The organism is Pseudomonas sp. p106, assembly GCF_003936645.1.
Classification (GTDB): Bacteria; Pseudomonadota; Gammaproteobacteria; order Pseudomonadales; family Pseudomonadaceae; genus Aquipseudomonas; species Aquipseudomonas putida_E.
On sequence record NZ_RHQR01000036.1, the window covers coordinates 1 to 19,569 of the forward strand.

At 61.1% G+C, this 19,569-nt stretch carries 19 protein-coding genes; 5 read left to right on the top strand and 14 right to left on the bottom strand.

Features of this window, described 5'->3' with window-relative positions:
* Positions 1-103: 103 nt before the first annotated feature.
* Positions 104-886: a hydroxypyruvate isomerase gene (gene hyi, locus EGJ09_RS26015; RefSeq protein ID WP_012315455.1), complete on the bottom strand. Its 783-nt coding sequence runs from the start codon at positions 884-886 to the stop codon at positions 104-106.
* A 68-nt stretch (positions 887-954) separates the two neighbouring features.
* A complete protein-coding gene (gene gcl, locus EGJ09_RS26020; RefSeq protein WP_115274207.1) occupies positions 955-2,730 on the bottom strand; it encodes a glyoxylate carboligase in 1,776 nt (591 codons plus the stop codon).
* Positions 2,731-2,986: 256 nt separating this feature from the next.
* On the opposite strand from gcl, the gene EGJ09_RS26025 reads away from it, so the two are divergent.
* Positions 2,987-3,427 carry a heme-binding protein gene (locus EGJ09_RS26025; protein WP_012315453.1) on the top strand — a complete coding sequence of 147 codons (441 nt, stop codon included), beginning with the start codon at positions 2,987-2,989 and terminating at the stop codon, positions 3,425-3,427.
* Positions 3,428-3,532: 105 nt separating this feature from the next.
* Here the strand turns inward: EGJ09_RS26025 and EGJ09_RS26030 are convergent, their stop codons facing one another.
* Complete coding sequence (locus tag EGJ09_RS26030) at positions 3,533-4,144, bottom strand: TetR/AcrR family transcriptional regulator (RefSeq protein ID WP_039604598.1); 612 nt, start codon at positions 4,142-4,144, stop codon at positions 3,533-3,535.
* Between the two features lie 132 nt (positions 4,145-4,276).
* Here EGJ09_RS26030 and EGJ09_RS26035 point away from each other — a divergent pair, with 132 nt between their 5' ends.
* Positions 4,277-5,191: a DUF808 domain-containing protein gene (locus EGJ09_RS26035; RefSeq protein ID WP_046785312.1), complete on the top strand. Its 915-nt coding sequence runs from the start codon at positions 4,277-4,279 to the stop codon at positions 5,189-5,191.
* Between the two features lie 99 nt (positions 5,192-5,290).
* On the opposite strand, the gene EGJ09_RS26040 is transcribed toward EGJ09_RS26035, so the two are convergent.
* The 7 genes from EGJ09_RS26040 to puuE form a co-directional block, all read right to left on the bottom strand.
* Entirely contained in the window at positions 5,291-6,073 is a 783-nt protein-coding gene (locus tag EGJ09_RS26040; RefSeq protein WP_039601601.1) for an outer membrane protein OmpK, read from the bottom strand.
* A 353-nt stretch (positions 6,074-6,426) separates the two neighbouring features.
* On the bottom strand, positions 6,427-7,212 hold the full coding sequence (locus EGJ09_RS26045) for an outer membrane protein OmpK (protein WP_012315449.1): 786 nt from the start codon (positions 7,210-7,212) through the stop codon (positions 6,427-6,429).
* 141 nt (positions 7,213-7,353) lie between these two features.
* The gene (locus tag EGJ09_RS26050) at positions 7,354-8,709 is read right to left on the bottom strand and encodes a nucleobase:cation symporter-2 family protein (protein ID WP_012315448.1); all 1,356 of its coding nucleotides are present in this window, start codon (positions 8,707-8,709) and stop codon (positions 7,354-7,356) included.
* 158 nt (positions 8,710-8,867) lie between these two features.
* Complete coding sequence (locus tag EGJ09_RS26055) at positions 8,868-10,196, bottom strand: urate hydroxylase PuuD (protein WP_046785311.1); 1,329 nt, start codon at positions 10,194-10,196, stop codon at positions 8,868-8,870.
* A 43-nt stretch (positions 10,197-10,239) separates the two neighbouring features.
* Positions 10,240-10,743, bottom strand: a complete 504-nt coding sequence (locus EGJ09_RS26060) for an ureidoglycolate lyase (RefSeq protein WP_012315446.1) — start codon at positions 10,741-10,743, stop codon at positions 10,240-10,242.
* Between the two features lie 57 nt (positions 10,744-10,800).
* Positions 10,801-11,316, bottom strand: coding sequence for a 2-oxo-4-hydroxy-4-carboxy-5-ureidoimidazoline decarboxylase (gene uraD / locus EGJ09_RS26065; protein ID WP_012315445.1), 516 nt, complete (start codon positions 11,314-11,316; stop codon positions 10,801-10,803).
* Positions 11,316-12,242 (bottom strand): allantoinase PuuE, encoded by a 927-nt coding sequence (puuE, locus tag EGJ09_RS26070; protein WP_012315444.1) that lies wholly within the window; start codon positions 12,240-12,242, stop codon positions 11,316-11,318. The genes uraD and puuE overlap by 1 nt, the downstream gene beginning before the upstream one ends.
* Before the next feature lie 377 nt (positions 12,243-12,619).
* Between puuE and uraH the strand changes: the two genes are divergently transcribed.
* Positions 12,620-12,973, top strand: a complete 354-nt coding sequence (uraH, locus tag EGJ09_RS26075; protein WP_012315443.1) for a hydroxyisourate hydrolase — start codon at positions 12,620-12,622, stop codon at positions 12,971-12,973.
* A 223-nt stretch (positions 12,974-13,196) separates the two neighbouring features.
* On the opposite strand, the gene EGJ09_RS27145 is transcribed toward uraH, so the two are convergent.
* A complete protein-coding gene (locus EGJ09_RS27145) occupies positions 13,197-13,940 on the bottom strand; it encodes an RHS repeat-associated core domain-containing protein (RefSeq protein WP_125925153.1) in 744 nt (247 codons plus the stop codon).
* A 156-nt stretch (positions 13,941-14,096) separates the two neighbouring features.
* Positions 14,097-15,446, bottom strand: a complete 1,350-nt coding sequence (locus EGJ09_RS26085; RefSeq protein ID WP_012315442.1) for an NCS2 family permease — start codon at positions 15,444-15,446, stop codon at positions 14,097-14,099.
* Between the two features lie 284 nt (positions 15,447-15,730).
* Between EGJ09_RS26085 and EGJ09_RS26090 the strand changes: the two genes are divergently transcribed.
* Both EGJ09_RS26090 and aqpZ read left to right on the top strand, forming a co-directional pair.
* On the top strand, positions 15,731-16,486 hold the full coding sequence (locus tag EGJ09_RS26090; protein WP_012315441.1) for a GntR family transcriptional regulator: 756 nt from the start codon (positions 15,731-15,733) through the stop codon (positions 16,484-16,486).
* A 121-nt stretch (positions 16,487-16,607) separates the two neighbouring features.
* On the top strand, positions 16,608-17,306 hold the full coding sequence (aqpZ, locus tag EGJ09_RS26095) for an aquaporin Z (protein ID WP_119687520.1): 699 nt from the start codon (positions 16,608-16,610) through the stop codon (positions 17,304-17,306).
* Here aqpZ and guaD read toward each other — a convergent pair.
* Together guaD and xdhC are read right to left on the bottom strand one after the other, a co-directional pair.
* Positions 17,303-18,607, bottom strand: a complete 1,305-nt coding sequence (gene guaD, locus EGJ09_RS26100) for a guanine deaminase (RefSeq protein ID WP_125925154.1) — start codon at positions 18,605-18,607, stop codon at positions 17,303-17,305. The genes aqpZ and guaD overlap by 4 nt on opposite strands.
* Before the next feature lie 10 nt (positions 18,608-18,617).
* A complete protein-coding gene (gene xdhC, locus EGJ09_RS26105) occupies positions 18,618-19,463 on the bottom strand; it encodes a xanthine dehydrogenase accessory protein XdhC (RefSeq protein WP_046785306.1) in 846 nt (281 codons plus the stop codon).
* Positions 19,464-19,569 lie beyond the last annotated feature (106 nt).

The following is a 19,569-nucleotide window of genomic DNA, read 5'->3' on the forward strand; positions in this document are numbered from 1 at the left end:
GCAAAGCAGCCCCGGCAGATTGCCTGCGCAACTGAGATCGAGGGGCCGCTGCGCGCCCCTTCGCGACACAAGGCCGCTCCTACAGCAGGTTCTGCGAGCGTTCTTAGATTGCGTTGTGTGTCTTCAGCCAGCCCAGGCCTGCTTCGGTGGTAGTCAGCGGCTTGTACTCCGCGCCTACCCAACCCTGGTAACCGATGCGGTCCAGGTGTTCGAACAGGAAGCGGTAGTTGATCTCGCCGGTACCCGGTTCGTTACGGCCCGGGTTGTCGGCCAGCTGGATGTGGTTGATCAGTTTCAGGTTGGCTTCCATGGTGCGAGCCAGGTCACCTTCCATGATCTGCATGTGGTAGATGTCGTATTGCAGGAACAGGTTGTCGCTGCCCACTTCGGCCTGGATTTCCAGGGCCTGCCGGGTGGTGTTCAGGTAGAAGCCCGGGATGTCGCGGGTGTTGATCATTTCCATGACCAGGCGAATGCCAGCGGCTTTGAGCTTGTCGGCAGCGAACTTCAGGTTGTCGACAAAGGTCTTGCGCACGTCGGCGCACTGCAGGCCTTGCGGGCGAATGCCGGCCAGGCAGTTGACCTGGGTGTTGCCCAGTACCTTGGCGTATTCGATGGCCTTGTCGACACCGGCGCGGAATTCTTCGACGCGGTCGGGATGGCAGGCGATTCCGCGCTCACCTTTGCCCCAATCACCGGCCGGCAGGTTGAACAGCACCTGGGTCAGGCCGTGGGCGTCGAGCTGCTGCTTGATTTCGGCAGCGCTGAAGTCGTACGGAAAGAGGTATTCGACGCCGCTGAAACCAGCATCGGCGGCAGCCTTGAAGCGGGCCAGGAAGTCCTGTTCGGTGAACAGCATGGACAGGTTGGCAGCGAAGCGAGGCATGATGTGTCTCCTTGCGATGAAGGCCCCCGGCGCCCTCAGGTAGGGCGCAGCACGGGGGCGTCAGGCGATCAGTCCAGCATCGAGATGGCGGTTGGCGCGTCATTGCCGACCAGCGCCAGGTCTTCGAACTCATTGACCGCGTTGATCTCGGTGCCCATGGAAATGTTGGTCACACGCTCCAGAATCACTTCCACCACGACCGGTACTCGGAACTCTTCGGCCATCTTCTGTGCCTTGAGCAGGGCCGGGGCGATCTCACCTGGCTCGAAGACACGGATGGCTTTGCAGCCCAGGCCTTCGACCACGGCGACGTGATCGACACCGTAGGTGGCGGCGTCGGTGGAGTTGATGTTCTCGAACGCCAGTTGTACACAGTAATCCATGTCGAAGCCACGCTGCGCCTGACGGATCAGGCCCAGGTAGGCGTTGTTCACCAGCACGTGTACGTAAGGCAGGTTGAACTGCGCGCCCACGGCCAGCTCTTCGATCATGAACTGGAAGTCGTAGTCACCCGACAGTGCCACAACCTTGCGTTTCGGGTCGGCCTTGACCACACCCAGTGCCGCCGGGATGGTCCAGCCGAGCGGGCCGGCCTGGCCACAGTTGATCCAGTGACGTGGCTTGTACACGTGCAGGAACTGTGCACCGGCAATCTGCGACAGGCCAATGGTGCTGACGTAGCAGGTGTCCTTGCCGAACACCTGGTTCATCTCTTCGTAAACGCGCTGCGGCTTGACCGGCACGTTGTCGAAGTGAGTCTTGCGCTGCAGGCTCGATTTACGCTGCTGGCAGTCTTCCAGCCAGGCCTTGCGGCACTGCAGCTTGCCGGCGGCTTTCCACTCGCGGGCCACTTCGATGAACACGTCCAGCGCCAGGCCTGCGTCGGAAACGATACCCAGGTCCGGGGTGAACACGCGGCCGATCTGGGTGGGCTCGATGTCGACGTGAACGAACTTGCGGCCTTCGGTGTAAACGTCAACGGAACCGGTGTGGCGGTTGGCCCAACGGTTACCGATACCGAACACCAGGTCGGACTTGAGCAGGGTGGCGTTGCCGTAGCGGTGCGAGGTCTGCAGGCCGACCATGCCGACCATCTGAGCGTGGTCGTCCGGGATGGTGCCCCAGCCCATCAGGGTAGGGATCACGGGCACGCCGGTCAGTTCGGCGAACTCCACCAGCTTGTCGCTGGCGTCGGCGTTGATGATGCCGCCACCGGCCACCAGCAGTGGGCGCTCGGCGTCGTTGAGCAGGGCCAGGGCTTTTTCAGCCTGTACGCGAGTGGCGGACGGTTTGTTGACGACCAGCGGCTCGTAGGCGTCGATGTCGAATTCGATTTCGGCCATCTGCACGTCGAACGGCAGGTCGATCAGCACAGGGCCTGGGCGGCCGGTACGCATTTCGTAGAAGGCTTTCTGGAAGGCATAAGGCACTTGGCCTGGTTCCAGAACGGTGGTCGCCCACTTGGTGACGGGCTTGACGATGCTGGTGATGTCGACAGCCTGGAAGTCTTCTTTGTGCAGACGGGCACGTGGCGCCTGGCCGGTGATGCAGAGAATCGGGATGGAGTCGGCCGATGCGCTGTACAGGCCGGTGACCATGTCGGTGCCGGCGGGGCCGGAGGTGCCGATGCACACGCCGATGTTGCCTGGGTTGGCGCGGGTGTAACCCTCGGCCATGTGCGAGGCGCCTTCAACGTGACGAGCGAGGACGTGATCGATGCCACCGACTTTTTTCAGGGCCGAGTACAACGGGTTGATGGCAGCCCCTGGGATGCCGAACGCGGTATCTACACCTTCACGGCGCATGACCAGAACGGCTGCATCGATTGCTCTCATTTTGCTCATGGGTTGTGCCTCATCGATTTTGTAATTGTATACAACTTGCTTTGTGCCAGAGTGTATTCACGGCTGGCGGTTCAGGTCAATGGGTTTTCATCGGGGGAGGTTGCTTTCGTCCGAGCGCCCATGAAAACGGCGATTTGCGTCATCGCATACGATCGTTTCAATTTATTGTATACAAAAGTGGTTGCAGTTGTGTTCTATTTGAGTGATCGATTTTCAACTGCCCTCGGGCTTCTCACAACAAGAAGAGGACCTTTCCATGAACGCTTTGAACCTGAAAGTCGCTGTCAGCCTGGTGAACGCGGCGCTGGCGGCGGGCCGCAAGATCAATGCTGCGCCGTTGACGGTGGTGGTGCTGGATGCCGGTGGGCATGTGCTGGCCCTGCAGCGCGAAGATGGCGCCAGCCTGATTCGCCCTGAGGTGGCCACGGGCAAGGCCTGGGGCGCGATTGCCCTGGGCAAGGGCTCGCGCTTGCTGGCGCTGGATGCGCAGCAGCGGCCGGCGTTTTTTGCCGCGTTGAATGGTGTGGGTGAGCGGCCGGTGGTGCCGGCGCCAGGTGGCGTGCTGATCCGCGATCAGGACGGCAAGGTGCTGGGTGCCGTAGGGATCAGCGGCGATACGTCGGATATCGACGAGCAGTGTGCGATCAGTGCGATCGAAGAGGCGGGGTTGACGGCGGATGCGGGTGTAGCTGCGTAAGGCTTTAAATTGCCGGGGCCGCGTTGCGGCCCTATCGCGACACGAGGCCGCTCCTACAGCGGCCTTGTGTCGCGACAGGGCTGCAGAGCAGCCCCACTGGCCTTGTCAGGCCGCCTCGGGCTCACAGCCTTTGAGCACCAGCCGAATGATGGTTTCGGCTGCTGCTTCGTAATCACTGTCGGCCAGCTTGGCCTTGCCGGTGATCACCGAAATCTGCCAATCGAAATCGGCATAGGTCTGAGTCGCCGCCCAGATGCTGAACATCAGGTGGTGCGCGTCGACCTTGGCAATCTGCCCGCGCTCGATCCAGCGCTCGATGCACTCGATGTTGTGGCGGGCCTGCTCGTTGAGCTGTTCCACCTGGTTGGGCGAGAGGTGCGGCGCACCGTGCATGATCTCGCTGGCGAACACCTTCGAGGCATGCGGCAGGTCTCGCGAAATGCGGATCTTCGAGCGGATGTAGGCACTCAGCACTTCCTTGGGGTCGCCGTCGGCATTGAACGGCGTGGACGCCTGCATGATCGGCGCGATGATGCTCTCCAGGACCTCGCGGTAGAGGTTGTCCTTGGACTTGAAGTAGTAATACACGTTCGGCTTGGGCAGGCCGGCCTTGGCCGCGATATCGCTGGTCTTGGTGGCGGCGAAGCCCTTGTCGGCGAATTCCTCGCTGGCCGCGCGCAGGATCAGTTCCTTGTTGCGCTCGCGAATGGTGCTCATGGTCAGGGATCTTCCTCGTGTCTGGCCACCTCTAAGAGGGATCGGGCATGGTAGCACCGGGCTCGAGGGGCGCTCAAGGCAGCGACTTTGGGCTAGACTCCGGCCCATTCATTTCACGGGAAACAGGCAGACATGGCAGGAAGCAGTTTACTGGTACTGATCGACGACATTGCCACGGTACTCGACGATGTCTCTTTGATGACCAAGGTGGCGGCGAAGAAAACCGCAGGTGTGCTGGGCGACGACCTGGCACTCAACGCCCAGCAGGTCACCGGTGTGCGCGCCGAGCGCGAGATCCCGGTGGTGTGGGCGGTGGCCAAGGGCTCGTTCGTCAACAAGGCGATCCTGGTGCCGGCGGCGCTGCTGATCAGCGCGTTCATCCCATGGGCGGTGACGCCGCTGCTGATGATCGGTGGTGCGTACCTGTGTTTCGAAGGCTTCGAAAAGCTGGCGCACAAGTTCTTGCACAGCAAGGAGGAGGATGCTGCCGAGCACAGTGCGCGCAGCGAAGCCGTTGCCGATGCGAACGTCGACCTGGTGGCCTTTGAGAAGACCAAGATCAAGGGGGCGGTGCGCACCGACTTCATCCTCTCGGCAGAAATCATCGCCATCACCTTGGGCACTGTGGCCGATGCGCCGCTGACTCAGCAGATCATCGTGCTGTCGGGCATTGCGATCGTCATGACCGTGGGTGTCTATGGGTTGGTGGGCGGTATCGTCAAGCTCGATGACCTGGGCTTGTGGATGACTCAGAAAGCCTCGAAAGCGGCCCAGGTGGTGGGCAACGGCATTCTGCGGGCGGCGCCCTACATGATGAAAAGCCTGTCGGTGATCGGGACTGCGGCGATGTTCCTGGTCGGTGGCGGGATTCTGGTACACGGTGTTGCGCCGCTGCATCACGCCATCGAGGCGTTCAGTGAAGGGCGGGGCGGGGCGCTTACTGGCGCGTTGCTCAATGGTGGGGTGGGGATTGTTGCGGGGGCCGTGGTGTTGGCGGTGGTCAGCGGATTTGGCAAGTTGTGGCGAGTGCTGCGCCCGGCTCGATGATGGTGAATTGGGCCGCCTTGCGGCCCTTCGCGACACAAGGCCGCTCGGCGATTGGAGCGGCCTTGTGTCGCGAAAGGGCTGCACAGCAGCCCCCCTGGATCAGAAGTGAACCTTGACCAGGAAGCTTGCAGTGTTCTGGTCGGTGGTGAACCCGTCGGAATCCTTGATGCCGTACTTGTTCTTCCAGTAGTCGTACTCAAAGCCCACATACAGCTGCTTCTCGCCCAGGTGCAACGCCTTGCCCAGGTCATATTTGACCTGCGGGTTGAAGTGCAGGTTGGCCTGGTAGGTACCGCGGCGGTTCTCGTCGTTATCGACCACCCAGTCCATGAAGCCGTCGATGAGGATGTCGGAGGAGCCCACAGGGATGGTGTACGACCATACCGGGGTGATTTGCCAGACGTTGTCACCGGCCCGGCTGCCGTCGGTGGTGCGCTGGTAGAAGTTCAGCTGGAAGTAGTCGAAGCCCGGGATGTCCAGGTCGAAGCCAGGGCCGATCAGGTAGGACTCGGTATCACCCTCGCCAAACTCATAGGTCATTGCCAGCAGCACGTCCTTGACCGGGCCGAATGCCAGCTTCTGGTCGAAGATCTTGCCGAACGACAGGCGCGGGCTGATTTCACCGTAGTAGGTGTTGTCGCCGTTACCCGAGTCCTTCTTGCCGTTGTAGAAGATCTTGTCGACGAAGACGAAGTTGTCGCCGTACTTCCAGCCATCGGCGTGCTCGAAGGTGACGGTTTGCTGGATCGCCGGGTTGACCTTGAAGTTCTTGCCCCACAGGTAGGTCAGGCTGTTGTTCTGCCACTGCAGCAGGTCATCGGCGTAGGTGGTGCCGCAGGCCAGCAGGCCGCCCGCGAGAATCAGGCTATTGATGGTACGCATTGCGAGTGTCGCTCCCTTGATTGGTCTGTTGTCAGCGCTCGGTATTGGCGCTTTTTTTGTCTTTTGAGTCAGCTTTTTTCGATTGGCCACAGTTGTTTGGCAAGAGCTGCGCCAACTTTCCGGATTGGCTACAACCTTCCTGCTCGACTCGTTCTGAACGGCTGAAAATGGGTATTTCCGGCTGGCAACGCGTTGGCCAACCGCCCGAATTCATTGACTGAGCGGTCAGTAAACGCGGGCAGGATCCATCCTGCCCTGTTCGAGGGGGCGCGCAGATTACTGGCTTGCGCGCCTGGCCTCAAGTGCTCCGTCCTGGAGCAGCGTGTATCAAACTTGGGCGTTTGATCAGGTTTTCAGAAATGTACCTTGATCAGGGCGCTGGCGACACTCTGGTTACTCTCCAGATTGCCGCGGCTGTCGATGCCGTACTTGTCCTTCCAGTAGCTGTACTCAAAGCCTACATACAGCTGTTTGGCGCCCAGGTTGAGCGCTTTGCCCAGGTCGTATTTGACCTGCGGGTTGAAGTGCAGGTTGGCGTGATAGGTGCCGCGGCTGTTCTGGTCGTTGTCGGGCACCCAGTCCATGTAGCCGTCGATCAGAATGTCCGACCTGCCCACGGGAATGGTGTACGACCAACCGGGGGTGATCTGCCAGACGTCATCGCCAGGGCGGCCGCCTTCGGTGTTGCGCAGGTAGAAATTGAGGGTGAAATAGTTGAAGCCGGGAATGTTCAGGTCGAAACCGGGGCCGATCAGGTAGGCCTCGTTGTCGCCTTCGCCACGCTCGTAGGTCATTGCCAGCAGCACGTCCTTGATCGGGCCGAAGGCGAGCTTCTGGTCGAAGATCTTGCCGAACGACAGTCGCGGGCTGAACTCACCGTAGTAGGTGGTCACGCCTTTGCTGGCATCGGGCTTGCCGTTGTAGAAGATCTTGTCGACGAACAGGAAGGTGTCGCCGTACTTCCATTTGTTGGCGTGCTCGAACGTGATGGTCTGCTGAATGTCTGGGTTGACCTTGAAGTCCTTGCCATACAGATAGGTCAGGCTTTCGCCGTGCCACAGCAGCCATTCGCCTGCATGCGAGGGGAGGGTGGCCAGCAGGCTGCTGCCCAGCAACAGGGTTGATGCGATGCGCTTCATGTTGTGATTCCCGGACTTATTGTTTTTGTTGGCGGATTTTTTGGCGCGCAGGCGCCCCGGGCGGCCCATTCCGGCGGGCCGACGGTGTGGCAGTTACAACGGACAAGAGCAGGGGCGACGCACGGCGCCGCCCCGCTTGGCTCAATGCTGGTGACAGGCGTCGTTGTGCGCCGCGCGGTCGGCACCACCGAGGATGTTGAACAGCACGTTCAGCACCAAGGCACTGACCGTGGCCATGGCGATACCACTGTGGGTGATGGGTTCCATCCACTGCGGCATCTGTGCGAAGAACTCCGGGCGGACCACCGGGATCAGGCCGAAGCCGACGCTGACCGCAACCAGCAGCTGGTTGCGGCGGTCGCCGATGTCTGCCTCCTGAAGGATCTTGATCCCGGTGGCGGTGACCATGCCGAACATGGCAATGGACGCACCACCCAGCACTGCAGGCGGAATCGAGGCGATCAGGTAAGCCGCCTTGGGCAGCAGGCTGAGCAGGATCAGCAGCGCGCCTGCCACCACGGTGACATAGCGGCAGCGTACCCCGGTCATCTGCACCAGGCCGATGTTCTGGGCGAACGAGGAGTGGGTGAAGGTGTTGAAGAACCCGGCGATGAACGACGCGCCGGCATCGCACAGCAGGCCCCGGCGCAGCATCCCTGGGGTGACTTCGCGATCGGTCACCTTGCCCAGGGCGAGGAACATGCCCGTGGACTCGACGAAGATGATCACCACCACCAGGCACATCGACAGGATCGGTGCCAGGCTGAAGGTCGGCATGCCGAAGTGCAGTGGCGTCACCACTTGCAGCCACGGTGCCTGGCCCAGGCCGGACAGGTCGACCATGCCGATGGAACCGGCCAGGATGTAACCCAGGCCCATGCCTACCAGCACCGACACGTTGACCCAGAAGCCACGCATGAAGCGGTTGATCAACAGGATCACGGCCAGCACCAGGCCTGCCACCATCAGGTAGATCGGCGAGCCGAAGGCTTCTGCCTCATGGCCGCCACCGGCCCAGTTGACTGCGACCGGGAACAGCGAGAGGCCGATCGAGGTGATCACGGTACCTGTGACCAGCGGCGGGAAGAAGCGTACGACCTTGGACATGAACGGCGCGATGAGCATGCCGAAGAACCCGGCGGCAATGGTTGCACCGAAGATCCCCTGCAGGCCTACGCCAGGCATGCCGGCCATGGCCACCATGCTGCCGACGGCAGCGAAACTGGCGCCCATCATCACCGGCATGCGGATCCCTACCGGGCCGATACCGAACGACTGGATGATGGTGGCTACGCCTGCGACCAGCAGGTCGGCGTTGATCAGGAAAGCGACTTCTTCACGGGACAATCCGGCTGCCTGGCCGATGATCAAAGGCACGGCAATCGCACCTCCGTACATCAGCAGAACGTGTTGCAGGCCGACCAGGATCAGTTGGAACAGGGGCAGAGGTTCGCGCGGTGGCGCCACAGGAATGTACGCCTTGCGTGACTCGGACATGCAGCACCTCGAGTTTTGTTTTTATTCTCGGATCCAAGCGGCAAGCTCCAAGCGGCAAGCTTCAGGAAGAAGCTTGGTGATCCGCGTTGGAGCCTGACGCTCGATGCTTGCTTGTTACTTGGGACTTACAGCTTGAAGCTTGAAGCGTGCGGCTTCGATCAGTTGACCTGGGCGCCTTTGGCGATCCAGTCACCGACGAGCTTGCGCTCCTCGACGGTCATCTGGGTGATGTTGCCCAGCGGCATGATCTGGCTGGCGACCGCTTGCGCCTGAATGCGCGCGGCCTGGGCCTGGATCTGCTGCGGGGTGTCGAACACCACGCCGCCAGGGGCGGTGCTGAACAGCGGGCTGGTCGGTTTCGACGAGTGGCACACTGTGCAGCGTTCCTGGATGACGGTGTGGATCTTGTCGAAGGCGCCGCCACCGGCCTGCGCAGTCGCCTGGGCTGGGGCTTGAGCCGGTGCGGCAGGCGCTTGGGCCGCCTTGGCAGCGTCCTCGGCGCGCTGTTCGGCAGCGGTCTTGCCACCTACTGCCGTCGCTGGCAGTGGCTGGTACTCGACCTTCGCTGCGGCCTGCTCAGGGGCAACAGCCATCGGTTTCGGGCCGGTGACGTAAGCCAGGCAGATCATCGCCAGGGCACCGGCCGGCAGGGTCCAGGCGTACTTGCTGCTGTCGTGGCGGGTGTTGAAGTAGTGGCGGATCAGTACCGCGGCTACGGCAATGCCGGCCAGGATCAGCCAGTTGTACTGGCTACCGTAGGTGCTCGGGAAGTGGTTGCTGATCATGATGAACAGCACCGGCAAGGTGAAGTAGTTGTTGTGACGCGAACGCAGCAGGCCTTTGGCCGGCAGGCGCGGGTCGGGGGTGGTGTTGTTCTCGATCGCTGCCACCAGCTGGCGCTGGGCCGGCATGATGATGCGGAACACGTTACCGACCATGATGGTGCCGATGATCGCGCCAGTGTGCAGGTACGCGCCACGGCCGCTGAACACCAGGCTGAAGCCCCAGCAGGCGGCGATGATCAGTACGAACAGCACGGCGCCAAGCAGTGCCGGGCGTTTGCCCAGTGGCGAATCGCAGAGCAGGTCGTAGATGAACCAGCCGGCCACCAGCGAACCGATACCGATGGCCACGCCCTCGGCACCGCTCAGGGTGCTGCCAGGGGCCAGCAGGTACAGGGTCGGGTTCCAGTAGAACACCACGCACAGCAGGGCGATACCGGACATCCAGGTGAAGTAGGCTTCCCATTTGAACCAGTGCAGGTTCTCGGGCATTTTCGGCGGCGCCAGCTTGTACTTCTCAAGGTGGTAGATACCACCGCCGTGGATGGCCCAAAGGTCACCCGACAGCCCGTCACGCGGATTGCTCCGGTTCAGGTTGTTTTCCAGCCAGACGAAGTAGAACGATGCACCGATCCAGGCCACGCCGGTGATCATGTGAACCCAGCGAATGCTCAGGTTCAGCCATTCGTGAAGGTGTGCTTCCACAGTATGTACCTCTGCCGATCACCGAACGATGATCGACCTTTTCTTATTGGTGGGGATTGAGGATCAGCATCTGTTCCTCGGTGAAGTAATGCTCATCGCAGTTGTTGCCGGAACCACTGCGATCAACCACCAGGAAATCATCCCGCTTTTCGATCGTAAGCACCGGGTGGTGCCAAACGCCGCGATGGTAATTGACGCCCTGCCTGCCATTACTGCGGAAGGCACGGACCAAGCCTGATACAGGTGCATCGCCAACGGGCGCGACCACGATCAGAAAGGGGTTGCCGAGCAGCGGGATGAAAGCCTGGCTGCCCAGCGGATGGCGTTCCAGCATGCGCACGGTCAGCGGCATGTCCAGCGCGTCGGCGCGGAAGATGCTGATGATCGCTTTGTCTTCAGGCTCGGCGGTCTCGACCGTGGCGAGCTTGTGGAAGCGCATGGTCGAGCCGTTGTTGATCATGAAGTGGTCACTGCCATCGGTTTCGATCACGTCACCGAAGGGGGCGAAGGCTTCTTTGGTCAGGGGCTCGATCATCAGGGTGCGCATGCGGTTATCTCTTCTATGTTCGTTGTTCTGGATAAGGCTCTAACGTTGCCGCGCCGGTTACAGCTGCAGCAGACGGAACAGGGCGATCAGGTTGATCTGCGCCAGGGCTTCCTTGAATTCGGCATCGGTGTCGTTATGGATGCGCTTTTCGAAAGCGGCGAGGATCTGGTGCCGGTTGCTGCCCTTGACTGCCATGATGAACGGGAACTGGAACTTGGCCTTGTAGGCATCGTTCAGTTCGGTGAACCGGGCGAACTCTTCGGCGGTGCACTGGTGGATACCGGCGCCGGCCTGTTCGTTGGTGCTCGATTCGGTCAGCTCGCCCTGGATGGCGGCTTTACCGGCCAGGTCCGGGTGAGCGTTGATCAGCGCCAACTGGTCGGCGTGGTTGGCACTGAGCAGGATGTCGCTCATGCGCTGGTGCAGCGCTTCGATCTCGTTCAGCTCGTCCAGCTGGCCCAGGTCGTAGGCTTTTTCGGCGACCCACGGCGAATGCTCGTAGATGTCGGCGAAGACCTTGACGAAGGTGTCACGGTCCAAGGTCGATGGCTTGAGGGTCTTGAAGGCGGTCATCAGGCGTTCTCTTTCTTGTACGGGTGGGTGGCGTGCCAGTGGCGGGCGATGTCCGCGCGACGGGCGAACCAGACCTGGTCATGGCTCTTGGCGTAGTCGACGAAACGCTTGAGCGCGGCCAGGCGCGCCGGGCGGCCGACCAGCCGGCAGTGCAGGCCGATGGAAAGCATCTTCGGCGCTTCGGCACCTTCGGCGTACAGCACATCGAAGGCGTCCTTGAGGTACTGGAAGAACTGCTCGCCGCAGTTGAAGCCCTGTACCTGGGTGAAGCGCATGTCATTGGTGTCCAAGGTGTAGGGGATCACCAGGTGCGGCTTGCCGGTCGGGTTGTTCGGTTCCCAGTAGGGCAGGTCGTCATCGTAGGTATCGCTGTCGTAGAGGAAGCCACCTTCCTCCATGACCAGGCGGCGGGTATTGGGGCCGGTGCGGCCGGTGTACCAGCCTACCGGGCGTTCGCCGGTCAGTTCGGTGAGGATGCGGATGGCCTCGAGCATGTGCTCGCGCTCCTGGGCCTCATCCATGTTCTGGTAGTCGATCCAACGGTAGCCGTGGCTGCAGATCTCGTGGCCGGCTTCGACCATGGCGCGGATCACGTCCGGATGGCGCTGGGCAGCCATGGCCACGGCGAACACGGTCAGCGGCACGCCGCTGTCCTTGAACAGCTTGAGCAGGCGCCATACGCCGGCCCGGCTGCCATATTCGTACAGCGACTCCATGCTCATGTTGCGCTGGCCCTGCAACGGCTGGGCAGCGACCATCTCGGACAGGAAGGCTTCGGATTCTTTGTCGCCGTGCAGGATGTTGCGCTCGCCACCTTCTTCGTAATTCAGGACGAAAGACAGCGCGATGCGGGCATTGCCCGGCCATTGCGGGTGAGGTGGGTTGTTGCCGTAACCGATCAGGTCGCGAGGATAGTCAGCGCTCACTGCAGTCTTCCTTCTTGTGCGTTAGTGCGGGGGGTGGGCGGGCCGCGTCGGGATGTCGCACCACCGGATGGGCTGATTGTATACAACTTCTGAAATCATTTGTAAGCCTGTTTTTCCGCATTTCTTCCCTTTTGTCGCCTGAGAATCTGTTGCAAGAAACCTGCCTGATTGGTCAGTTAATGAGATTGGCGTCGGCACAGCGCCTGTATTTGCGACTATTGACCCGTTCGAGCGGGCCTCGACGGAAGGGCTCAAAAAATTGTGTACAATCTGTCGACGAAATGTCTTAATAACGGCATTCCCGCCCATCGCAGGTTCCTTGCCGTGCGAATGGCTGTGTATTTTTTGCCCACAGATTGAACAAGAGGCGACAAGCAATGGGACGTTTGACTACACACGTACTGGATGCAGCTCACGGCTGCCCGGGCAGCGCGATCAAGGTCGAGCTGTACCGTGTCGAAGGCCAGCAGCTTGAGCTGGTGAACACTGCCCTGACCAACAGCGATGGCCGCGTCGATGCGCCGCTGTTGCAGGGTGACGATTACCGTACTGGCGTTTACCAGCTGCAGTTCAGTGCTGGCGCCTACTACCGTGCTCGCGGCGTACAACTGCCGGAGCCGGCGTTTCTGGATGTTGTTGTGCTGCGCTTTGGCATCGACGAGAAGCAGGAGCACTACCATGTGCCGCTGCTGATCTCGCCGTATAGCTATTCGACCTATCGCGGGAGCTAGTTGGTCGCTAGAAGAATCTTCGTAGGTCCTTGGCCCGCTCTCACACTGGCGGGCTTTTTTTCGTCCGTCTTTTTGCGGGTACTTGGCGGTGCGGGTGCGTGCCTGGGTGGTGATGTTGCCCTAAAGATCCAGCGCCGCCCACGTGGCGCTTTATTTGCGCTTCGCCATAACCCCGGGCGTACACCTCCCAATCCCCACCTCCCAGGCAATCCGTGCAGAACCGTTAGTCTCGAATGTTTGTTAGCTGATCTGCTGGCGCTAATAACATCCGCCCCGTTTTATAGTGTGAATGAACTGTGGAGCCTACCAGGATCCCGCCCGCAGAATTGAAGACTATCCCGACCGCTGCAGCCCCCGCCTGTTCGGTGTTTCCGCGTTGAAAAGCCTCTACTGCCACTTGGCCCCACTCCCAACTGGAACCGAAAAAGAGAGACGGCTCGCTCAGGCTATGTCGCTTGTGTGGATTGAGACTTGAGGAGGCATCCAGAGATCGCTGGATATAGCTTTCAGCCTTCCAGTCAGGAATGCTGCCATCGCCATTACTGCCCAGTGCCTTGTTGATGGCCGCTGTTGCCTGTCCCCATTGGGAAGACGTGTCGACCTGTTCGTGTAGGCGTTTGCGGGTAGGGGAGAACTGTTCGATCGGTATATCGCCGGGTATGAATATATTCTTGAGCGTTTTGGCGACGCCTTTTAGAAAAGGGCTGGTTCCCTGGGGGTCGGTGAGGTTTATTGGGTCTCCCAGGCAATATGCATAAGCATTCAAACCACCTTGTCTGAATGGGCTGAAGTTGTCCGGGCTCAAGAATCTCATCAGTGTGGGGCTGAATGTCCTGTGGCCGTTGCCGAGGTGGTAAAGGCCGGAAACCGGTTCCCGGAACTCGCCATTGAAACCAATCCGGCTTTTGCCTGATACGGCGAAGCCGTATGCGGTATAGGCACAGGTGGGGAGGGCCAAATCGTGCATGGGTAAGTCTCTGAGGATAGCGCCTGTGGTATTTGCAAGCGTTGTATCAGTCCCCAGTGCATCTTTCACCTGACAGAAATAGCAGGCTGCCGGCTGACGTGGCTGCTCCTGCACTAACAAAGGGCGCCGAGACGCCTTTTGTTAGTGCGGTTCAAGTCAAAGGAACACGAACTTGGCAATGAAGATCGCGCACAGCACCCACAGGCTGGCCGAAATCTCTTTGTACCTGCCGGTACCGGCCTTCAGCGCCACATAGGTGATGAAGCCCATGGCAATACCGTCTGCCACCGAGAAGGTCAGCGGCATCATGATCACCGTGACGATCGCCGGGATGCTGTCGGTGGCTTCATCCCAATGGATGTGCGCCATGCTGCCCATCATCAGCATGGCCACGTAAATCAGTGCGCCTGCAGTCGCGTAGGCTGGAATCATCCCGGCCAGCGGTGCAAAGAACATCGCCGCCACGAACAGCAGGCCAACCACCACTGCGGTCAAGCCAGTGCGGCCACCTGCGGCAACACCCGCGGCACTTTCCACATAGCTGGTTACCGGCGGTACGCCAACCACGGCACCGAACACGCTGGATGCGCTGTCCGCCTTCAATGCCTTCGACAGGCCTTCGATACGGCCGTCCGGCGCCACCAGGTTGGCCCGCTGGGCGACGCCCATCAAGGTGCCGGCGGTGTCGAACATGTGCACGAAGAGGAACGCCAGTACCACGCTTATCATGCTCACGTTGAACACGCCGGCCACGTCCATGGCCATCCAGGTGGGGGCCAGGCTCGGCGGCATCGACATCACGCCGCCAAATTTCACCAGGCCCAGGCCCCAGCCTGCCAGGGTGACGCCGATAATGCTGATCAGGATGGCGCCGAACACGCGTTTGTAGCTGAGGATGGCAATCGACAGGAAGCACAGGGCCGCCAGCAGTGGGCCTGGTTCATGCATGGAGCCCAGCTTGATCAGCGTGGCCGGGCTGTCGACGATGATGCCTGCGGTCTTGAGGCCGATCAGCCCGAGAAACAATCCGACGCCGGCCCCCATGGCATGTCGCAGGCTTACCGGGATGCTGTTGAGCAGCCACTCGCGGACCTTTGACAGGGTCAGGAACATGAACAGCACACCCGATACGAATACCGCGCCCAGCGCTGTCTCCCAGTTGTAGCCCATGGTCCCGACCACGGTGTAGGTGAAAAACGCGTTGAGGCCCATGCCCGGCGCCAGGCCCACCGGCCAGTTGGCGTACAGGCCCATCAGCAGGCAGCCCAGTGCTGCGGCGATGCAGGTGGCGACGAATGCTGCGCCGTGATCGATGCCGGCGTCAGCCATGATGTTGGGGTTGACGAAGATGATGTACGCCATGGTGATGAAGGTGGTCACCCCGGCGATCATTTCGGTTTTGACGGTACTGCCGTGTTGCTTGAGTTTGAAAATCCGCTCCAGCCAGCTCGTTTCGAGCGGCGGAGCGAGATCCAGCGTAGGTGCGTCGGATTTGCGGCTTTCCACAGCGGTACTCCTCAAGTCTTTCTTGTTGTTCTTGGAGCCAGTGACCTGCGCAATGCACTTGGTGGCTCCGCGAGGGATGGCAGACGTCTGACGCCGCTTTGTTGACTTGCGGGTCAAGAAGTTGCTCGATGGATTATGCTTTTGTGTACAAAGAAAGCAAATAATGTTTTATCTTTTGTGCGCACAATATGCCGCGCATCGGCTATATAGCTAAAAGCCCACCTGCAGAAACGGCTCAGCCTGTGTACAATGCCGCCATACTTTCCTTCGTGCCTCGAGAGCCCATGAACGAACAGCTGCAACCTCTGAAGAAACCTGCACGTGCCGGCAAGGCTGGCCGCAGCGGTACCCAGGACGATATCGTCTATGCGCATATCTTCGAGGCGATCCTCGAGCAGCGACTCGCACCGGGCACCAAGTTGAGCGAGGAAGCGCTGGGCGAGATATTCGGCGTCAGCCGTACCATCATCCGTCGTGCCTTGTCGCGCCTGGCCCACGAAAGCGTTGTGCTGCTGCGGCCCAACCGCGGTGCCGTGGTGGCCAGCCCGACGGTCGAAGAGGCGCGCCAGGTGTTCTTCTCCCGGCGCATGGTCGAACGCGCCATCACCGAACTGGCCGTACAGCACGCCACCCTCGAGCAGCTCAACGAACTGCGGCACATGGTGCGTGAAGAGCGTGACAGCTTCTCGCGGGGCGACCGTGGTGCCGGCATCCGGCTGTCCGGCGAGTTTCACCTGAAGCTGGCCGAGGCGGCTGGCAATGCCCCGCTGGTCAGCTTCCAGCGCAGCCTGGTGTCGCAGACGTCGCTGATCATTGCCCAGTACGAAAGCGGCAACCGCTCGCACTGCTCTTACGACGAGCACATGCAACTGATCGATGCCATCGAGGCGCGTGATGCCGAGCAGGCGGTCAGCCTGATGATGCATCACATGGATCATATCGACAGCAAGCTCAACCTGGACGAGGAGAGTGCCTCGGACGATCTGCATGCGGTGTTTTCGCATCTGCTGAAAAAACCCAAGGTTTCGCTCAAGGGTTGATCGTTTGCCTGGCTGAATGAGTGGCCATAAACCAAACGTCTGCTAGATTCTTGTGAGCAAACCTTCATCAAGTAGTTGGGCTTGCGCAGTCTCCTGCGTTCAACTACATGAGGAAAGGTTCATGTCGACGTCTTTGGGTGTGCGCATGGGAGCCGAGCTGATCGGCACCTTCTGGTTGGTACTCGGCGGCTGCGGCAGTGCGGTAATCGCAGCCAGCTCTCCCCTCGGCATCGGCGTTCTCGGTGTCGCCTTCGCTTTCGGTCTTACCGTGCTGACGATGGCATTCGCCATTGGCCACATCTCCGGTTGTCATCTGAACCCTGCCGTTTCCTTCGGGTTGGTAGTGGGCGGGCGTTTTCCGGCCAAAGAGTTGCTGCCTTACGTCATCGCTCAGGTGATCGGTGCGATCTGCGCGGCAGCGGTGATCTACTTCATCGCCAGTGGCAAGGCCGGCTTCGAGCTGTCGGCGGGCCTGGCGTCCAACGGCTATGCCGACCACTCGCCAGGCGGTTACTCGCTGGGCGCAGGTTTTGTCAGTGAAGTGGTGATGACCGCGATGTTCCTGGTGGTGATCATGGGCGCAACCGACGCTCGGGCCCCGGCGGGTTTTGCACCCATCGCCATCGGCCTTGCCCTGACCCTGATCCACCTGATCTCGATCCCTGTGACCAATACCTCGGTCAACCCCGCGCGCAGCACGGGGCCGGCGCTGTTCGTCGGTGGCTGGGCCTTGCAGCAGCTGTGGCTGTTCTGGCTGGCGCCGCTGATCGGGGCAGCGATCGGCGGCGCACTTTACCGGGGCCTGGCGAAAGTGCCTTAGCGCTGGTGCACGCAGCGCCCGGCGGCGTAGGTTTCGCGCACGGTGCGATCATCGCCCAAGGTGGTGAGCACGAACAGGGTCTCTTCGATGCTGCCTGATTGCTGGATACGGTAGTCAAGCAGCGGCGTGGCCTTGTAGTCGAGCACCACGAAGTCGGCATCGTTGCCGGGGCGCAGGCTGCCGATCCGGTCATCCAGGCGCAGCGCACGGGCACCGCCCAGGGTGGCCAGGTACAGCGACTTGTAGGGGTGCAGGCGCGCGCCTTGCAGCTGCATGACCTTGTACGCCTCGTTCAGGGTATTGAGCAGCGAGAAGCTGGTGCCGGCGCCGACGTCGGTACCCAGGCCTACGTTTACCTTGAAGCGTTCGGCCTGGGGCAGGTTGAACAGGCCGCTGCCCAGGAACAGGTTCGAGGTCGGGCAGAAGGCGATCGCCGAGCCGGTCTCGGACAGGCGCTGGCATTCGTCGTCGCACAGGTGTACGCCGTGGGCGAAAACGGAGCGCTCGCCGAGCAGTTCGAAGTGGTCGTAGACGTCCAGGTAACCTTTCTGCTCAGGGAACAGTTCCTTGACCCAGTCGATTTCCTTGAGGTTCTCGGACAGGTGGGTGTGCATGTAGACGCTCGGGTGCTCCTTGAGCAACTGCCCGGCAAGCTTCAATTGCTGCGCGGTGCTGGTGGGCGCGAAGCGCGGGGTTACCGCGTAGTGCAGGCGGCCCTTGCCGTGCCAGCGCTCGATCAGCGCCTTGCTGTCGGTGTAGCTGGTTTCGGCGGTATCGGTCAGGTAGTCGGGGGCGTTGCGGTCCATCATCACCTTGCCGGCGATCATGCGCAGGTCCAGGCGCTCGGCCTCCTCGAACAGTGCATTGACCGACTGCGGGTGCACACTGCCGAACACCAGCGCAGTGGTGGTGCCGTTGCGCAGCAGTTCCTTGAGGAAGATCTTCGCCACTTTGTCGGCGTGATCCTTGTCGGCGAACTGCTTTTCACAGGGGAAGGTATAGGTGTTGAGCCAGTCCAGCAGTTGCTCGCCGTAGGAACCGATCATGCCGGTCTGCGGGAAGTGAATGTGGGTGTCGATGAAGCCCGGGGTGATCAGGGCGTCCTGGTAATGCACCACTTCGATGTCGGCATCCAGCGTCGGCAGCAGTTCGCTGGCATGACCCAATGCACTGATGCGACCCTCGTCGATCACCAGCAGGCCGTCCTCGTAGTACTCATGGGAGGCGTCCAGGCCCACCTCGGCCGGGTCGGCGATGCTGTGCAGGATGGCGGCACGGTAGGCTTTGCGGGTAACGGTCATAACTCACTCGTCAATTGGCTTGGCTGCGCCGGGAGGGCGGCAGCAACTGGGCGATGGGGCCCGCATTGACGCCAGCGTCATGCTGGCCAAAGCAGGCGTTGTAGGTGGCAATGATTTCGCCGGCGATGGACACGGCGATTTCGATCGGCAGCTTGCCCTTGACCTCGGCGATACCCATCGGGCAACGCATGCGCGCCATCACGGCCTCGTCAAAGCCGCGCTCGCGCAGGCGGTGTTCGAACTTGACCCGTTTGGTCTTCGAGCCGATCAGGCCGAACCAGGTGAAATCGTTGCGCTTGAGAATGGCGGCGGTCAGCTCCAGGTCGAGCTGGTGGTTGTGGGTCATGACGATGCAGTAGCAACCGGCTGGCAGCTCGGCCACTTCGTCGACCGGCTCTTCGCTGACCACCTTGGTCACCCCGTTGGGGATGAGCTCGGGGAATTCCTGTTCACGCGAATCGATCCAGCGCACCCGGCAGGGCAGGGCGGCGAGCAAGGGTACCAGAGCCCGGCCGACATGGCCCGCGCCGAACACGGCGATTTGCGCCTGTACAGCGGTCATGGGCTCGAACAGCAGCACGGTGACGCCGCCACAGCACTGTCCGAGGCTGGCGCCGAGGCTGAAGCGCTCCAGATGCGGCGTGGTGCGGTGTTCTTCGAGCATTGCCCGGGCAATGTGCAGCGCCTTGAATTCCAGATGGCCGCCGCCGATGGTGTCATACAGGGCTGTGGCACTGACGACCATTTTCGAGCCGGCATTGCGCGGGGTCGAGCCGCGCTCCTCGATGATGGTCACCAGTACGCAGGGTTCGCCGCGGGCCTGGTGGTCGGCGAGGGCGTTGATCCATTGGTGCATGATTCAAAATCCTCTATGGGCGACTCGGTCCTGTGGTAGGAGCGGCCTTGTGTCGCGAAAGGGCTGCGCAGCGGCCCCAAGATCTGTGCAGCAATGGAGATTCTTG

Excerpts from the sequence above, each read along its gene's own strand:
- hyi (WP_012315455.1), bottom strand. The coding sequence starts at position 886 with ATGCCTCGCTTCGCTGCCAACCTGTCCATGCTGTTCACCGAACAGGAC.
- gcl (WP_115274207.1), bottom strand. The coding sequence starts at position 2,730 with ATGAGCAAAATGAGAGCAATCGATGCAGCCGTTCTGGTCATGCGCCGT.
- EGJ09_RS26025 (WP_012315453.1), top strand. The coding sequence starts at position 2,987 with ATGAACGCTTTGAACCTGAAAGTCGCTGTCAGCCTGGTGAACGCGGCG.
- EGJ09_RS26030 (WP_039604598.1), bottom strand. The coding sequence starts at position 4,144 with ATGAGCACCATTCGCGAGCGCAACAAGGAACTGATCCTGCGCGCGGCC.
- EGJ09_RS26035 (WP_046785312.1), top strand. The coding sequence starts at position 4,277 with ATGGCAGGAAGCAGTTTACTGGTACTGATCGACGACATTGCCACGGTA.
- EGJ09_RS26040 (WP_039601601.1), bottom strand. The coding sequence starts at position 6,073 with ATGCGTACCATCAATAGCCTGATTCTCGCGGGCGGCCTGCTGGCCTGC.
- EGJ09_RS26045 (WP_012315449.1), bottom strand. The coding sequence starts at position 7,212 with ATGAAGCGCATCGCATCAACCCTGTTGCTGGGCAGCAGCCTGCTGGCC.
- EGJ09_RS26050 (WP_012315448.1), bottom strand. The coding sequence starts at position 8,709 with ATGTCCGAGTCACGCAAGGCGTACATTCCTGTGGCGCCACCGCGCGAA.
- EGJ09_RS26060 (WP_012315446.1), bottom strand. The coding sequence starts at position 10,743 with ATGCGCACCCTGATGATCGAGCCCCTGACCAAAGAAGCCTTCGCCCCC.
- uraD (WP_012315445.1), bottom strand. The coding sequence starts at position 11,316 with ATGACCGCCTTCAAGACCCTCAAGCCATCGACCTTGGACCGTGACACC.
- uraH (WP_012315443.1), top strand. The coding sequence starts at position 12,620 with ATGGGACGTTTGACTACACACGTACTGGATGCAGCTCACGGCTGCCCG.
- EGJ09_RS27145 (WP_125925153.1), bottom strand. The coding sequence starts at position 13,940 with ATGCACGATTTGGCCCTCCCCACCTGTGCCTATACCGCATACGGCTTC.
- EGJ09_RS26090 (WP_012315441.1), top strand. The coding sequence starts at position 15,731 with ATGAACGAACAGCTGCAACCTCTGAAGAAACCTGCACGTGCCGGCAAG.
- aqpZ (WP_119687520.1), top strand. The coding sequence starts at position 16,608 with ATGTCGACGTCTTTGGGTGTGCGCATGGGAGCCGAGCTGATCGGCACC.
- guaD (WP_125925154.1), bottom strand. The coding sequence starts at position 18,607 with ATGACCGTTACCCGCAAAGCCTACCGTGCCGCCATCCTGCACAGCATC.
- xdhC (WP_046785306.1), bottom strand. The coding sequence starts at position 19,463 with ATGCACCAATGGATCAACGCCCTCGCCGACCACCAGGCCCGCGGCGAA.